Here is a 15,793-nt window from a genome sequence, read left to right as displayed (position 1 = left end):
AACCCTGTCCTCGTCAACTTAGAGTTTCCTCTAAGCCCAGGCGCTTTTATTCAGTTGTAAATGTCATGGGCATTCCCCCTTTCAACATTTAAAGTCTTATAATTTGTGTCAATACTTAAAAGCTTATTTAAATTTATATTAATCAGGAAGTAATTATACCTCCTGTATTAATAAGCATCATTAATTAAGCTTTTTTTCAATCAAGCTAGCCAATTCTTTTGCCATCGATTCAATCTTTTCTTGATCTTTCCCTTCTACCATTACCCTGACTAATGGCTCTGTACCTGACGGTCTTATTAGCACACGTCCTTCGCCTTGCATCTCTTTTTCTAATTTATTTATTTCTCTAGCTATGTCTTCGTCATCCATGTATTTGTGCTTTAATTCATTCTTGACTTTGGCATTTATCAAAACCTGAGGATATGAAACCATTACTCCTGACAATTCTGACAGCTTTTTGCCGCTTGAGACAAGAAGTTCAGCAACCTTAAGTGCAGTAATCTCGCCATCTCCTGTTGTATTGTGGTCAAGAAATATTATATGACCTGATTGCTCGCCACCTATTGAGTAACCGTTTCTAACCATTTCCTCCAATACATATCTGTCGCCGACTTTTGTTTTAACGACATCTATGCCATTTTGCTTTAGCGCTATATCCAAACCTATGTTGCTCATCACTGTCACAACTACTGTATTTTTATTTAGTTTGCCTCTACTTTTAAGATGTATGCCGCACATAGCCATTATGTGATCTCCATCAACGATGTTACCTTTTTCGTCAACTGCAATTAATCTATCTGCATCTCCATCAAAGGCAAATCCTACATCGGCACCGGTTCCAGCTACAATCTCCTGCAATACCTTTGGATTCGTAGATCCGCATTTGACATTTATTTTTTCTCCATTTGGATGCGAACCGTACAGTATTACATCTGCACCTAATTCATGAAAAAGTATTGGTGCGACTGTGCTGCTGGCACCATATGCGCAATCTAAAACTATCTTTAAACCTTTTAAATCACAGTTTATGGTGGACTTCAAAAATTCGATGTAATCCCTCTGAGCACTTTTGCTTTCTATCACATTTCCAACATCTAATCCTGTCGGAGTTGGTAAATCGCTATTCTCATTTATTATCTTTTCTATCTTGTCTTCTACTTCATCCGGAAGTTTATATCCATCTTTATTAAAAAATTTTATTCCATTGTACTCCACGGGATTATGTGATGCGGAAATGACTACTCCTGCATCTAATTTATAAAGCCTTGTTAAATATGCAACAGCGGGTGTCGGTATAATGCCTGCATCTATGACTTCAGCTCCAACTGATGTAAGGCCTGCTGTAAGGGCACTCTGAAGCATATCGCCAGATACGCGGCTATCACGTCCTATCAAAATCTTTGGCCTTCTGGAGCATTCTGTTAGAACATATGCGCCGGCTCTTCCCAGCTCAAATGCAAGCTGCGGTGTAAGATCCTTGTTGGCAATACCCCTCACACCATCCGTTCCGAATAATCTTGCCATATAATCCATTCCTTTCAGTAATCAAAAATCATACGATAATATTTTATCACACCAACCAAGTCAATGCAATTTGCTATATTCTACCTTGAATCCCATCAAAAGTTTCTTTTATTTTTTCATGAAATACGGTATACTAATATGCGAACAAAGGTTTTAGGAACATAAGTTTGAGGAGTGCAATTTATGCGTCATATTCTGCACATTGATATGAATGCTTTTTATGCGTCATGTGAACAATCAAAAGATAAAAGCTTAAAAGGTAAACCGGTGGTAGTTGCGGGAGATCCTTCAAAACGCCATGGCATCGTCCTTACCGCTTCATATGAAGCTCGCAAATATGGTATAAAAACAGGTATGCCCAATTGGCAAGCGCGTACGCTTTGCAATGATGCAATATTTTTAAAGCCAGACTTTGACAGCTATATTCAATATTCAATAAAAATGATAAATATACTAAAAGAGTTTTCACCATTAGTAGAGCAATTTTCCATTGATGAGGCATGGGTTGATGTAACAGGGTGCGAAGACTTATTTGGCTCTCCAATAGAAATAGCTCATAAAATACAAAGCAGGATAAAAGATAGCCTTGATCTGCCATGTTCCATTGGAATCTCGGAAAATAAACTTGTGGCAAAGATGGCATCAGAATTAAAGAAGCCCTTGGGAATAACGGAGCTTCCTCTCGAAAAAATAAAAGATATGATATGGCCACTAGATGTTGAAAATCTCATATGGATTGGATCCGCAAGAAGCAAAAAGTTAAAAAGCTTTGGTATAAATACAATTGGTGACCTTGCAAATACACCTATGACGTTTCTCATAAATCTCTTTGGAAAACCAGGAAAAGATATTTATTACTTTGCAAATGGCATCGATTTAAGTCCAGTTAGGCCTTATGCAATAACTGCAAAATCATTCGGCAATACAATTACTCTTCCTAGAGATTACACAGATATAGAAGATATAAAGAGGGGCTTTTTATCTCTTTCTGAGATGGTTGGAAGCCGAATGAGAAAGCAAAATTTTATGGGAAAGACAGTTAGTATTACCGTGAAAGACAATAATTTCAAGTCAATAACCCGCTCTCGTACAATTGATTACACCGTTTTAACAGAGGACATTTTTAACGCCGCCATGAAATTATTTAAAGAAAACTACGATACAAATTTTAAAATAAGGATGCTGGGTGTCAGTGTATCGAATCTTGTAAAAATTGATGAAAATATTCAGCTCTGTCTCTTTCAAAATGCAAAATACGAAAATTTAAAAAAACTTAATTACGCAATTGACATGATTAGAGATAAGTACGGATTTGACAGCATCTCCCGCGGATTAATACTTACAGGTGAAAAAATCAAGCAATTGGCGCCATTATCAGGAATGAAAAATTTTGATCCAAGACCACACAGCTATTTTGAATTTGGATAATTGATGAGGTTATTTAAAGCAGCTATTACCGCATTACCCATTTTTTCTAAAGATTCAGCTTTTTTAAGCGATAAATCTGGATATATACTTTTACCAACTGTTACAGAAATTCTTCCACTGCGCGGCAGATACTCTCCCATAGGTAGCACTACATCAGTTCCACTTATTCCTACAGGCACTATAGGAGACCCAGATTTATACGAAAGATACATTGCACCTTTGTAAATTTTTTTTACACTTTTATCCAAGGATATACCGCCTTCAGGAAACACAGCTATGGAATACCCATTTTTAAGCAGCTTAAGAGCACTTCTTAAAGCATTAACATCTGCAGTATTTTTCTTGATCGGAATAGTCCCCAGTGCATTTAACATCAAATTTAAAATTGGAATTTTATATAAATCCTTGCTGGCAAGAAAGAAAACTCTCCTATCAAGCGCATCTATCAATGCGATAGGATCTAAAATGCTCTTATGATTGGCTACAAATATACACGGTCCTTTCGGTATATCATCTATAAATTTTACGCTAAAACTACAAAATGAAGCAAGCAGCCCCGTTGTAATCATCTTTATCAAATTGTACAATAATATCATTAATATCACCCATAATTATAATAGATGACTTAGCAAAAAAAGTTCTCTATCTAAAATAAAAAAATCAATAAAAGCGAAATTCACTTTGGAATATAATTATATGTAACTTTTTTTTCGCATTATCGGAAAGTAACAAATTAAGGAAAATCTATACTTTTCTATGCAAAGTAAAAAACCTCCAAATGCGGAGATTTTTATTTTACAGCAAATTGAGAGCCAATAGACTCTTTACCTCTATTATATGCTTGTATATTTATTGGTATCAGTTTTTCTTTTCCTTCAAAGACTTTTTTAAAGGCATTTATTACAGCATCTTCGCTTACTATGTTTTTCAAACTCATCAATGCTCCAATCATTATGGAATTGGCAATCTTGAGATTTCCCATCTGATTTGCAATATCGTTTGCTGGAATCCTGTATACTTCAATGTCGCTCCTTTGAGGGCCTATGTCTATTAACGAACTATTTATAAGCAGTATGCCACCTTTTACCAGATGTTTTTCAAATCTTTCTAAAGAAGGTCTATTCATTGCAACAACTACCGTTGCCTCATTTATTATTGGAGATCCTACTGGTTCATCAGATATTGTAACATGACAGTTGGCTGTGCCACCTCTCATCTCTGGACCGTATGACGGTAGCCATGATACATTTTTTCCGTCCATCATGCCCGCATACGCCATAATAAGCCCCATCGACATGATTCCTTGTCCACCAAATCCTGCAAATATTATTCTTTCATCCATTTTATTTAGCCTCCTCTAAGGTGTTTTTATATACACCTAAAGGATAGTAAGGCTCCATATTGTCTTTTATCCATTTAAGTGCTTCGTTTGGAGATAATCCCCAGTTTGTGGGACAGCTTGACAGCACTTCTATCATGGAGAATCCTTTTTTATTCAATTGCGCTGTAAACGCATTTTTGATTGCTTTTTTTGCTTGTAGTATGTGTTTTACATCGTATACTGATACTCTTTCAATGTAGGATGCTCCATCAAGCGTCGACAGCATTTCACACATTTTCACCGGATAACCGTTGTTCCCCGGTTTTCTACCATATGGTGTTGTAAGCGTTTCTTGCCCTATCAAAGATGTAGGCGCCATTTGTCCTCCTGTCATTCCGTATATGGCGTTATTTACAAATATTACAGTTATATTTTCTCCTCTTGCTGCTGCGTGTACTGTTTCTGCTGTGCCTATTGCTGCTAGGTCTCCATCTCCTTGGTATGTAAATACAACTTTATCTGGATGTACCCTCTTTATGCCGGTAGCAACGGCTGGTGCTCTTCCGTGTGCTGCTTCTTGCATGTCGCAGTTGAAATATTCATAGGCAAATACTGCACATCCTACAGGTGCCACGCCTATTGCTTTGTCTAATACTCCTAGTTCTTCCATTACTTCTGCTACCAGTCTGTGGACTATCCCATGTGTACAACCTGGACAGTAGTGAAATGGGACATCTGTAAGGCCTTTGGTTTTTTGAAATACTACAGCCATTATTTTGCACCCCCTGATCTTTTCCTGATTTCTTCTAGTATTGCTGCTGGTTCTGGTACCATTCCTCCTGCTCTCCCGTAAAAGTACACTGGTTTTCGTCCATTGACTGCCAGCTTTACGTCTTCTACCATCTGTCCCATGCTCATTTCTATTGATAGGTATCCTTTGACATGATCTACAGTTTTTTCGAATGGTTCAACTGGGAATGGCCACAGTGATATGGGCCTTATTAGTCCTACTTTTATGTTTTCTCGCTTTGCTAACTCGATTACGTTTTTTACTACGCGGGCAATTGTACCGTATGCTACCAGTATTATTTCTGCATCTTCGCAGTTTATCATTTCATAGCGTACTTCTTCTTTTGATGCTTTTTCATATTTATTAAATAGTTCTATATTGTGTTTTTCTAACATTTGTGGATCTAGTTCAAGAGAGTTTATGATGTTTTTTTTCTTTCTTGTACCCATGCCTGTTGTAGCCCATGTTTTTTCTTCTATGTGGTTTTCTCCTTTTTTTATGCTGTCAAAGTCGACAGGTTCCATCATTTGGCCTAACATACCGTCTCCTAGTATCATGACAGGGTTTCTGTATTTGTCGGCTATGTCGAAGGCTTGTTGTACAAGGTCCGCCATTTCTTGTATTGTTGATGGCGCTAAGACGATGAGTTTGTAGTCTCCATGTCCTCCGCCTTTTGTTGCTTGGAAGTAGTCTGATTGTGAAGGTTGTATTCCTCCAAGTCCTGGACCGCCTCTCATTATGTTGGCTATTACGCATGGTACTTCTGCTCCGGCTATATATGAGATCCCTTCTTGCATTAGACTTATTCCGGGACTTGACGATGTGATTAAGACTCTTGCACCGGCTCCACCGGCACCATATACCATGTTTATGGCAGATACTTCACTCTCTGCCTGCAGAAATACTCCTCCTACTTCAGGCATCCTTTTAGCCATGTATGCTGTGACTTCGTTTTGAGGTGTTATAGGATAACCAAAATAATGCCTGCATCCGGCCTGTATAGCAGCTTCTGCTAATGCTTCATTTCCTTTCATCAATACTTTAGCCATTTTATTTTCCCCTTTCGTCACTTTATAACCGTTATAACTGTATCAGGACACATGATTGCACAGAATCCACAGATTATACATTTTTCTATGTTTTCGGGTTTTATCATGGCTGGATGATATCCTTTGACATTTAGCCTGTCTAGATCCATCTCAATTATGTGTTTTGGACATGCTTCTACGCATAGTTCGCAGCTTTTACATAAATTTTCATTAAAAATGACTTGTTTCATTTTTATCCTCTCCATCATATTTTATTCCAAGGTGCTTTCATATATAGGTCTATAGGGAATACCTCATAACCCATTTCAATGAGTCTTTCGGTAATATCTCTCTTTGCGGCAGTCATTTTAACGGGTATCCCTGTTATCCTAGACACCTCTTCTACTACCTTTTGCCCTTTTATGACATCTTCTATAGATGTGTCATATGATAGATGTGTGTTATTAACGAGATGAGTCACACTAATTCTTGCCGCATTTTCAACAAGTTTTATATATTTTATCACGGAATCTGCGTCTTTCGTAAAAGGCCTATTGACATTTACGATAAATAGGACTTCGACATCTTTATTGGATATGATGTTGTGATACTGTCCAAATGCAATTGCCCCTGCATCATCTCCGCCTACGTCAAACACAGCATACTTTTCTTTATCTTGAATAGCACCATATATATCTCTAGACAATGCTGGCATATCAGCATTCATGTATTTTTCATCAGCACCGATTACTTTAATGCCCCATTTGTCAAAAAGCTCTCTTCTCACCTCCCTAGAACGAAAATAAGGGTTTACTATATCGAGATCTACAATATCTACATCGTGTCCAGTTTCTTTGATATACCTTGCATAATTTATGGCTATTTCAGTCTTACCTGTACCATAATGCCCAAGAACAATCGTAAGTCTCTTGTAATCCATTATCATCATCCTTTATTTAACACACTCTCGTCCCACTGCTCACTAAAAGAAATAAGCAATAAATTCATTTTATTGAATATTTACATCTACAGTCTCTGGCTTTACTTTAACTATTTTTAGATTTAAATCTGTTGTAACATTTATTGGTAATGTCTGGGTGCCTGGTGAAGCATTTGTTACATCCACATACGCACTAAATTCACTTGGAGTTGCCGAATTTACTATAGTTTCAGGACCTGTTACGGTTATTACAACATTGGAATTTGAAACAGTCACGTTTTTATTGCCTGCGCCCTTCACATCGATATTGCTAAGCGTAATATCGCTTGTAACTATTTTTTCAATATCGATATACACCTTTGCCGTACTGTCGCTTTTGACAAGGCTAATACCATCTGGAAGGTCAAAAGATACATTTTCAGTGACCGGTGCATTTTTTCCTGATATATCTATCTGCTTTGTATCAATGCTTTTTATAGAATTCAAGGCAGAATCTTCTCCTGTAACGTACACATACTCAGGCAGTACGCTGACTTCCGCTACATCATAGCCGTCCATTGGCTTGCCAAATATTTTAGCAGTTACAGGCACTCTTATCGCTCTATTTACATCTATCTCAACTTTGATATATTTAGGATTTAAATCGACTCCTTTGACTTCATTGTTATCGCTGTCTACAGCCTCCACTGGAACAGATATATTTACATCCTTTGACTTATTAGACATATCTACTTGAGCAATTACGTTTTTTACTAAGTTAACTTTGCTTTCCGGTCCACTAACTATAACTTCTCCGGGTGTCGATATAGCTGGCTTCATTGCATATCCGTCAATAACAGTGCCGTTTACCTTAACGCGAACAGGCATTTGCACTCTAGCTACTTTATCTACATCTAGCTTTATCTCAGATGGATTTGCAGAGACAAATGTCACATTTTTAGGCAGGGAGCTAACCTGTACTGGCACGACATTTATTCCTTTAGTTATTATCCTGCTTACATCTGCTTCCACCTGTATATCAGAAGGTCTTACATTCATAACGTCGCTTCTTCTTCCCTTTATTCTAACTGTCACTGTAAAGTTCTTATCCCCAATTAATGTCAATCCTTTTTTATCAAGGGTATTCAAATTAACGATATTTACAGGAATATTGCCTACATCGTATGATATTTCGGGATTTTTCTCCCCCATAACATAAAGCCACAATATAAAGGCTAGAACAACTGAAAGTATCTTTATTGTAATGTTTTTACTCAGCATGCTTATTCCCCCATTTAAACCAGTTGGGTCCTTTGCTCTCTTTTACTTTGAACATACTTAAAAGAACTTCCTTCAATGTCTTTATATCCAAATGCCTAGAGATTCTCCCATTTTGAGCTAATGAGATGGTGCCAGTTTCTTCGGAAACTATGACTGATACAGCATCCGATATCTCTGTGACTCCTATTGCAGCCCTATGTCTTGTGCCAAGCTCTGTGCTTAAATTCTGATTATCAGTAAGTGGCAAGAAACATCCTGCAGCCATTATTCTATCGCCTCTTATTATAACTGCACCATCGTGAAGTGGAGTATTTGGTATAAATGTATTTATTAGAAGCTCGCTAGATATCTTAGAGTCAAGGGATATACCTGTTTCTATCAGTTCGTTTAACCCTGTATTTCTTTCTAAAACTATAAGTGCTCCTATTTTTGATCTAGACAAAAACTGAACAGCATCGCATATCTCACCTATGACATCCGCTATATCCTGGACATCATCGTTTATGATGAAGAAATTTCTCTTTATGAACTCACTTCTTCCAAGTGATTCCAAAGCTCTTCGCAGTTCCGGCTGAAATACTATTAAAAGTGCTATCACGCCTACGGTCATTGCATTGCTTAAAATATAATTGACTGTCCTGAGCTGCAGCCATTCACTTAACTTCGTCAATATTAAAAGTATTATAATTCCTTTAAATAACTGTTCTGCTCTCGTTTTTCTTATGACTAAGATAAGTCGATACATTACGTATGCTATTATTGCTATGTCAACAATATCATTTATTTTCATTGTCTTTATTATTTCTATAAGGCCATTGAACAAAAAGCTCACCTCTTGAGGCAAAATTGTAAACTAATCTAATTGTAGTACTTATTTATAATAATTATACAATAATAATTCGCAAAATCCTATAAACTTTAATATTCTATAGATGGAAAAAGTCATAGAATGACAATCATTCTATGACTTCCACAATTATATTTTTCTCTTCAACACGCTTTATAAGAGGATTTATTACATCCCCGTGAAGCAATACTTCAAAAGCAGATCTTAACGATTTGCCTACTATAATCTCTGTAATATCGTTTTCATCCGCAAATTCGGCTAAAGTATCAGATATCTTCTTTCCCACCAATATAGATACTCTACCACCCAACTTCTGAGCCATCTCAAAGAGTTCAACTAAAATCTTGTGTTCTTTTAAATCTTTATATATATCATTGTTTTTATTTACATATACAACACAAAATTCCCCATTTGTCTCTTTCGCTCTCTCTGCTCCTCTTTCAACAAGCCTTCGGCAACTCTTTTGAGGCGTCACGCAAACCATGATCCTGCTTTTTACCCCAGGCTCGTAACTTAAAACCATCAGCAAGCCTCCTATCAGGAGAAATAATAACCATACTAAATATATTATATATTTAAAATAACATTTGTGTCAATCGAACAAATCATCAGATTTATTCATACAAAAATTTTTCTATTCCTGATATTCCTCTTTAAGTACTCTTTTATATATACAACATCGTCTTTAGATGGCTCCACATTTCCATATGCCAAATCGTTGTATACTTTTGTGACTCTGTCAAAATCTTTAAATCCAGCACTCATGACTCTTTCTTGATATTCTATAGTTGTTTCACTGTCGTCCTTTCTAAGACCTCTTTTCCCGAGGCTTTTAAGTATTTTATTGTAATAATATACATATGCATTTTTATTAGAGTCAAGATACTTTTTTAGCAAAACATATTTAATAGCAGCCGCAATAGCTAATGCTAATGTTATAAGAAGCCATATTATGATTATGGTTGTATACATATTTCTGCGAGTAATTATATTGTTTCCTGCCTGGTTTTTGACGATATTATCTTGCATCTTATTTTGGTTGACATTGGTTTTCGGTATAGCTACATTACCGGTATTTGTATTTGGCTGAGTGGAAGATGGTGTCCCAGAATCGGCACCTGCTGCTTGAGAAAATGTCTCGGAATAAATAGCTGTTGGCTCAAATGTAACCCAGCCACTGTTTTGAAAGTGTACCTCAACCCACGCATGGGCATATGATGCTTTAATGTCATAATTATCTCCGAAAATAGGTGGAGGAGGCATTTTAAAGCCTACAACATATCTCGCAGGTATCCCTATAGTCCTTAACATGATAACCATTGAAGTTGCAAAATACGTACAATAGCCTTGCTTCAAATCAAAAAGAAAATAATCGACAAAATCTCTTCCAGGTGGTGTTTCAGGAACATCCAGATTGTATTTATACGTATTTCTGAGATACTGCTCCACGGCTTTTACTTTGTCGTAATCAGTCTTCTTATCTTTAGTTATACTTAAAGCCAATTCTTTTACCCTTTCAGGCAAATTATCAGGATATTGAAGATATCTCTTCATATCATCGCTGGCAACAGTTTTATCATTCTCTAAATCTTTGACACTTATGTCAGGTTTGTAATATTCAACAACATAAGGACTTTTTATCCTTCTCCCCATAGATATCAATGCTAAAGAGCTTTTGTCGTATATATTGTTAATACTTACATGATACGGCTGCCAAGGCGAAAAAATAATATTTGTATTCATCGCCACCGGATAAATTTCTAACTTTCTAATGGTGTATTTTATACCTTTTGAAAAGGCAGGTGGAAAATAATTGCCATTTCCAAAATTGTGCTGAATCTCAGAATTTGTCCATCTGTTGTTCTCATAAGTATCAAAAACTTCACCTCTTAAATATGTGCTTTCATCAGCCTTTACCCTCATAACAATTTGATCACTTACACTTTCCGGGCCACCCAAATCCTGAGAAAATGAACCAAAGTCAGTGCTAAAAGTCGTTGTAGTGCCTTCAACGCCTATACCATTTCTCCATGTTTTTGTGAATGGAAATGTAGTATAGAATTTATCATTCATTGATTTCCACACAACAGGTTGAAAACTTTTCGGAAGTGCGTATGCAATTGCAGTGCTTATAGAAGAAAATACAATTGATATTACAAGCAGGCTCACAATTGAAGCTTTGCCATTCCCAGCCTTTTGATAATAATTTATTGACATATTTATAAAACTTACAGCAATATAGAATATTAAATATGTATATGCTTTGTCAATGTAATTATACCATTGGAAAACCAATACCAATATACCAAATAGCATCGTTAAAAAATAACTCTTTAAGATGCTGTTTAAAAAAGTAATAGCCAATGCAACGACAAAAATACCTAATATAACAGTCGTCAAAAAATACCTGCTTGTCAATTGGCTAAATCCGTCAGGCCAATTTGTTTCTCCCATATATATGTAAAGCCAATTTATATATCTATCAATATCTACAACGACTTTTGTAAGCACATCCTTCTTCATGTAAAAATAGTATAAATCTACTAAAATGAACAATGAAAGAAATGCTATAATAAGTTGCGGCCGCTTAAAAAGAAATGTCAGTAAAGCAACCAATACGGAAGATAAAAATATGATATCAAGTATACTTACATTAAAGTTCAAGCCCACAAATATCGACAATGAAAGTATTACTGATAAGATAACAGTTATAATATATTCAAATATATTGAACTTTTTTGTGTATATCTTCATATTTATCTCCCCAAGAAATAAATTTTATTCCCAAATTATCTAATTTTCTTTTAGTCTCTTCTTCCAATGGCGCTTTATTTGTATAAAATATAATTACATTTTGATGTAAATTAATATTTGACAGCGTAAATACAGTGTTTTCATCAACATATGGTGTAATTATCACCAATGTAGACTCTCTGGAAACACGTCTTATATTATTCAATAGTTTTTCATCGAAATCACTATCATAAGTCGGAAACAGTTTAAGAGTCAATAATTTAAGAATACTAAAATCTTTTATGCTTTTACATCTTACCAAATGCTTGTTTGATTCATAATCAACAAGACTTACAGGTACACCATTGGCAAGGCAATATTTTGCAATTGAAAGTACACACTCTGCAGTTTTTTCATCTATCATTCCATTATAGTCTTCTTTGTAATGCTGTCTATACAAATCCCATATTATAAAAACTTCATTTGACGCTGTATATTCATATTCTTTTACATACAATTTCTGTAGTTTTGCAGATATTCGCCAATGAACCCTTTTAAGGCTATCACCGTCAATGTATTCTCTTAAATTTGATAGGTTTGTATAATCTTCGTACTGCTTATTTTTACCTTCAGCCCTACCTATTTCCGCAATTGCAGGCAGTTCAATCGAAATGTCGTATACGTTGGGATATACAATTATCTTATGCTTTTTATTAAACGTCTTTTTAACCTCAAATATGCCAAAAGGGTCCCTTAATTTTATTTTAACAGGACCTATCTTATATATCCCCCTTCTTTTACACTCGATGCTTCTTTTTATTACTTTCTTCTGAAATGGATTTAAATTTGTCGTTATGGGAAAAAAGCTTTCATTTTTATCATCAATAGCTATAAATATCAAAGGTAGAAACCATTTATTTTTAATCTTTATCTTGTACCCAATTTTCTCTCCAACATGGATTTCACTGTCTTTTATATCAATTTTTAGCTTGATTGATTCTCTACCTATTATGGAGTATAGAATGCTTAATAATAAAATTGATGAAAGAGCAAAGAAGATGTAATAAAGTATTTCTCCCCCAGTAAATATTGCAAACAGAAAAGATACTGTTGTAAATGACAATAAAAGAATAAAATTACGCATATTTCTTTACCACCGGTACTTTTGTCGCATTCAAGATATCTTTTATCACACTTCTCTCATCAAGGTTATTAAATCTCGCTTCATTTTTTAATATTATTCTGTGTGATAGAACTGGCACGCTTAAATATTTCACATCATCAGGCAGAACATAATTGCGACCTTCTATAAAAGCCTTGGCTTGCGACGCCTTCATCAAACTAATCGCTGCTCTCGGACTTGCTCCTAAAAGCACAGTCGACAAATTTCTGGTATTGTTGACAATCGTAATAATATAATCAAGAATACTGTCATCAACATAGACAGACTTTACTTCATTTTGCATTTTCAATATTTCCATTATCGACACAACAGGCTTTAAATCTTCAAGAGGATCTAACGCCTCAAACCTTTTAAGCATTTCAATCTCGTGCTTAATATCTGGATATCCTAAATTGACTTTAATCATGAATCTGTCTAGCTGTGCCTCGGGAAGTCTAAATGTACCATCGTATTCAATAGGATTTTGTGTGGCGATTACCATAAAAGGCCGAGGCAACATGTAAGTCTTTCCATCTACTGTAACCTGCCTTTCCTCCATTGCCTCCAAAAGACTTGATTGTGTTTTAGGTGATGTTCTGTTTATCTCGTCAGCCAGCAATATTTGACTCATTATAGGTCCTTGTTTAAACTCAAATACTCCTTTTTCTGGATTGTAAATAGAAACGCCAATAACATCGGATGGCAATAGATCCGGCGTAAATTGGATTCTCTTAAAATCAGCATTAATTGACTTCGCCAATGCTTTAACTAATGATGTTTTTCCAACTCCTGGAACATCTTCTATGAGAACATGTCCACCAGATAAGAGTGCCACCAGCACCAACTTCACTTCTTCTGTCTTTCCTATTATTACTTTGCTTATATTGTCAATAATTTTAACTATCGTTTCCATAATTCCTCCATAGTTTTTAATATCTGTAATACACAAATATTTTATCCAAATTTTATAATTTCTTTACTATAAGTATACAAAAAAAAAATTCCTTAAACAAGGACATAGAAATTCAATCATAAATTTTCTTTGAAATATCTAAGAATACCTTTAAATATAGCCCATGCAATTTTATACTGGTATTTTTCGTCATTTAAAAGTTTCTCTTCTTCCGGATTCGACATAAAACCGCACTCGATAATGACAGCAGGCATCTTTGCATGTCTCAATATGTAAAAAGTGCTTGTTTCTTTTGCCATCCTGTCGTTATTAGAATCTAAAGTTTTTCTTAATTCGTCTTGTATTATCTCTGCCAGAAGCTTACCTTCTTTTGAATTTTTTTGATAAAAAACCTGTGCACCTTTATATTTAGGATCAGGAAAACTGTTAAGATGAATGCTTAACAAAATATCTCCTTTTACATCATTGCCAGCATACACCCTGTTTTTTAAATCTTTCATTATATCGCTATCAGTTAATGCATCGTCTTCCCTCGTCATAAGTACGATACCACCGCTTTCTTCTATTAGATTCTTAAGTTTGGAGGCTATTTCCAGGTTAAGCTCATCTTCATCTTTTCCATATTTCCCAGGCTTACCCGGATCATTTCCTCCATGACCCGCATCGATTACCACTATTTTATTCATTACAGGAATGTAGTTTATAGTTTCAATTGATTTATTCAAAAAACTGATAAGGAAGACAAGTAGAAGCATTAAACCGGCAAGTAACAGGTATCTATTAGGTTTCATCCACATTACTCCTTTATGTTTTTACTGGATATAATGCAATTTACCGTAATTTCTAATCACATTATAAAATATTCAGATTTCGATATAACTATGTCACCATAAGATTTAAATTACATATTATGATTAAGGAAAGGAGGAATCAATATGATTACTTTAGAGTTTACGTATGTTGTAAAGTCAGGTGATACTTTATTTTCAATTGCTAAGAAATTTAATACTTCTGTCGAATCGATAATATCGAGAAACAATATTGTAAATCCTTCCCTCATATATCCCGGTCAAACTCTCATAATACCTGTTACCGGAGTATACTATACAGTAATGCCAGGTGATACAGTTTATATTATAGGGCAAAAGTTTGGCATTCCATATGAATCGATAATTTATGTAAATAACATACTATATCCCTATACAATATATCCCGGACAAATGTTATTCATACCTGGTGCTAATAAACTTATGCAATCAGAGTCAGAAATACATCAAATGTATTATACACCACCGATGACTCCAATAGGAGAAATGTACGACATGCCGCCAACAGCACCTACACAACATATGCCTTGCCCGACTTATTATGTTGTACAGCCAGGAGATACTTTATGGAGTATATCAAATAGATTCGGCATTTCATTAGATGAGATAATAAGGGCAAATTATTTTATGGATCCTAATATGATCTACCCGGGTCAAACTATCATCATCCCATGTCCATCAAAAACTGTACCTATGCCACCTTCACCACCTGTATATGAACATCCAAAGGAAGGCAGAATGGTATACGTAGTAAAACCCGGTGATACTCTTTATACAATCGCTATGAGATTCAATACGACAGTAGATGCTATCCTGAAAGCTAATCCTGATATCCAAAATCCTTCACTTATATACCCGGGGCAGAGAATAATAATACCTGTTTCGAAAGAGTCTGAAAATAATGACAGTGCTCAAGCACAGAGTGAAAGTAAATCAGAAAAAGGCAGTGAAAAAACAGACGAAAATAGAGAGGAAAAAGCCAGTGAAGATAACGATGAAAAAGGAAAGACCATCCAATAA

General features: G+C 35.4%; 16 protein-coding genes. 2 read left to right on the top strand and 14 right to left on the bottom strand.

Annotation, left to right across the window (positions count from 1 at the left end; all coding sequences use genetic code 11):
- Positions 1-180 precede the first annotated feature (180 nt).
- Entirely contained in the window at positions 181-1,524 is a 1,344-nt protein-coding gene (glmM, locus tag TTHE_RS02515; protein WP_013297037.1) for a phosphoglucosamine mutase, read from the bottom strand.
- Between the two features lie 183 nt (positions 1,525-1,707).
- Here glmM and TTHE_RS02510 point away from each other — a divergent pair, with 183 nt between their 5' ends.
- Positions 1,708-2,952, top strand: coding sequence for a DNA polymerase IV (locus TTHE_RS02510; protein ID WP_013297036.1), 1,245 nt, complete (start codon positions 1,708-1,710; stop codon positions 2,950-2,952).
- Here the strand turns inward: TTHE_RS02510 and TTHE_RS02505 are convergent.
- The 13 genes from TTHE_RS02505 to cwlD all read right to left on the bottom strand — a co-directional run bounded on the left by TTHE_RS02505 (position 2,934) and on the right by cwlD (position 14,737).
- Positions 2,934-3,548, bottom strand: a complete 615-nt coding sequence (locus TTHE_RS02505) for a lysophospholipid acyltransferase family protein (RefSeq protein WP_013297035.1) — start codon at positions 3,546-3,548, stop codon at positions 2,934-2,936. The genes TTHE_RS02510 and TTHE_RS02505 overlap by 19 nt on opposite strands.
- Positions 3,549-3,742: 194 nt before the next feature.
- Entirely contained in the window at positions 3,743-4,294 is a 552-nt protein-coding gene (locus TTHE_RS02500; protein ID WP_013297034.1) for a 2-oxoacid:acceptor oxidoreductase family protein, read from the bottom strand.
- 1 nt (position 4,295) lies between these two features.
- Positions 4,296-5,045: a thiamine pyrophosphate-dependent enzyme gene (locus tag TTHE_RS02495; protein ID WP_013297033.1), complete on the bottom strand. Its 750-nt coding sequence runs from the start codon at positions 5,043-5,045 to the stop codon at positions 4,296-4,298.
- Entirely contained in the window at positions 5,045-6,112 is a 1,068-nt protein-coding gene (locus TTHE_RS02490) for a 3-methyl-2-oxobutanoate dehydrogenase subunit VorB (protein WP_041587416.1), read from the bottom strand. Before TTHE_RS02490 ends, TTHE_RS02495 begins: the two co-directional genes overlap by 1 nt.
- A 17-nt stretch (positions 6,113-6,129) precedes the next feature.
- Positions 6,130-6,342: a 4Fe-4S binding protein gene (locus TTHE_RS02485; RefSeq protein ID WP_013297031.1), complete on the bottom strand. Its 213-nt coding sequence runs from the start codon at positions 6,340-6,342 to the stop codon at positions 6,130-6,132.
- Positions 6,343-6,356: 14 nt separating this feature from the next.
- Positions 6,357-7,031 carry a P-loop NTPase family protein gene (locus tag TTHE_RS02480; RefSeq protein WP_013297030.1) on the bottom strand — a complete coding sequence of 225 codons (675 nt, stop codon included), beginning with the start codon at positions 7,029-7,031 and terminating at the stop codon, positions 6,357-6,359.
- A gap of 69 nt (positions 7,032-7,100) precedes the next feature.
- Positions 7,101-8,291 carry a CdaR family protein gene (locus TTHE_RS02475; protein WP_013297029.1) on the bottom strand — a complete coding sequence of 397 codons (1,191 nt, stop codon included), beginning with the start codon at positions 8,289-8,291 and terminating at the stop codon, positions 7,101-7,103.
- Positions 8,281-9,114, bottom strand: coding sequence for a diadenylate cyclase CdaA (gene cdaA, locus TTHE_RS02470; protein ID WP_013297028.1), 834 nt, complete (start codon positions 9,112-9,114; stop codon positions 8,281-8,283). Before cdaA ends, TTHE_RS02475 begins: the two co-directional genes overlap by 11 nt.
- 133 nt (positions 9,115-9,247) lie before the next feature.
- On the bottom strand, positions 9,248-9,661 hold the full coding sequence (locus tag TTHE_RS02465) for a universal stress protein (RefSeq protein WP_013297027.1): 414 nt from the start codon (positions 9,659-9,661) through the stop codon (positions 9,248-9,250).
- A gap of 95 nt (positions 9,662-9,756) precedes the next feature.
- Entirely contained in the window at positions 9,757-11,892 is a 2,136-nt protein-coding gene (locus tag TTHE_RS02460) for a transglutaminase TgpA family protein (RefSeq protein WP_013297026.1), read from the bottom strand.
- A complete protein-coding gene (locus TTHE_RS02455; protein ID WP_013297025.1) occupies positions 11,858-13,015 on the bottom strand; it encodes a DUF58 domain-containing protein in 1,158 nt (385 codons plus the stop codon). Before TTHE_RS02455 ends, TTHE_RS02460 begins: the two co-directional genes overlap by 35 nt.
- Entirely contained in the window at positions 13,008-13,946 is a 939-nt protein-coding gene (locus tag TTHE_RS02450; RefSeq protein WP_013297024.1) for an AAA family ATPase, read from the bottom strand. Before TTHE_RS02450 ends, TTHE_RS02455 begins: the two co-directional genes overlap by 8 nt.
- Positions 13,947-14,062: 116 nt before the next feature.
- Entirely contained in the window at positions 14,063-14,737 is a 675-nt protein-coding gene (gene cwlD, locus TTHE_RS02445) for an N-acetylmuramoyl-L-alanine amidase CwlD (protein ID WP_013297023.1), read from the bottom strand.
- Between the two features lie 144 nt (positions 14,738-14,881).
- Here cwlD and TTHE_RS02440 point away from each other — a divergent pair, with 144 nt between their 5' ends.
- Positions 14,882-15,793, top strand: a complete 912-nt coding sequence (locus TTHE_RS02440; protein WP_013297022.1) for a LysM peptidoglycan-binding domain-containing protein — start codon at positions 14,882-14,884, stop codon at positions 15,791-15,793.

Source organism: Thermoanaerobacterium thermosaccharolyticum DSM 571 (assembly GCF_000145615.1).
Classification (GTDB): Bacteria; Bacillota; Thermoanaerobacteria; order Thermoanaerobacterales; family Thermoanaerobacteraceae; genus Thermoanaerobacterium; species Thermoanaerobacterium thermosaccharolyticum.
Note: the sequence above shows the minus strand (reverse complement) of the source record. Positions and strands in the feature narration are given on the sequence as shown.

Coding starts and splice junctions, on each gene's coding strand:
- TTHE_RS02455 (WP_013297025.1), bottom strand. CDS start 13,015: ATGCGTAATTTTATTCTTTTATTGTCATTTACAACAGTATCTTTTCTG.
- TTHE_RS02440 (WP_013297022.1), top strand. CDS start 14,882: ATGATTACTTTAGAGTTTACGTATGTTGTAAAGTCAGGTGATACTTTA.
- glmM (WP_013297037.1), bottom strand. CDS start 1,524: ATGGCAAGATTATTCGGAACGGATGGTGTGAGGGGTATTGCCAACAAG.
- TTHE_RS02475 (WP_013297029.1), bottom strand. CDS start 8,291: ATGCTGAGTAAAAACATTACAATAAAGATACTTTCAGTTGTTCTAGCC.
- cwlD (WP_013297023.1), bottom strand. CDS start 14,737: ATGAAACCTAATAGATACCTGTTACTTGCCGGTTTAATGCTTCTACTT.
- TTHE_RS02490 (WP_041587416.1), bottom strand. CDS start 6,112: ATGGCTAAAGTATTGATGAAAGGAAATGAAGCATTAGCAGAAGCTGCT.
- TTHE_RS02510 (WP_013297036.1), top strand. CDS start 1,708: ATGCGTCATATTCTGCACATTGATATGAATGCTTTTTATGCGTCATGT.
- TTHE_RS02500 (WP_013297034.1), bottom strand. CDS start 4,294: ATGGATGAAAGAATAATATTTGCAGGATTTGGTGGACAAGGAATCATG.
- TTHE_RS02450 (WP_013297024.1), bottom strand. CDS start 13,946: ATGGAAACGATAGTTAAAATTATTGACAATATAAGCAAAGTAATAATA.
- TTHE_RS02495 (WP_013297033.1), bottom strand. CDS start 5,045: ATGGCTGTAGTATTTCAAAAAACCAAAGGCCTTACAGATGTCCCATTT.
- TTHE_RS02505 (WP_013297035.1), bottom strand. CDS start 3,548: ATGATATTATTGTACAATTTGATAAAGATGATTACAACGGGGCTGCTT.
- TTHE_RS02465 (WP_013297027.1), bottom strand. CDS start 9,661: ATGGTTTTAAGTTACGAGCCTGGGGTAAAAAGCAGGATCATGGTTTGC.
- TTHE_RS02480 (WP_013297030.1), bottom strand. CDS start 7,031: ATGGATTACAAGAGACTTACGATTGTTCTTGGGCATTATGGTACAGGT.
- TTHE_RS02485 (WP_013297031.1), bottom strand. CDS start 6,342: ATGAAACAAGTCATTTTTAATGAAAATTTATGTAAAAGCTGCGAACTA.
- TTHE_RS02460 (WP_013297026.1), bottom strand. CDS start 11,892: ATGAAGATATACACAAAAAAGTTCAATATATTTGAATATATTATAACT.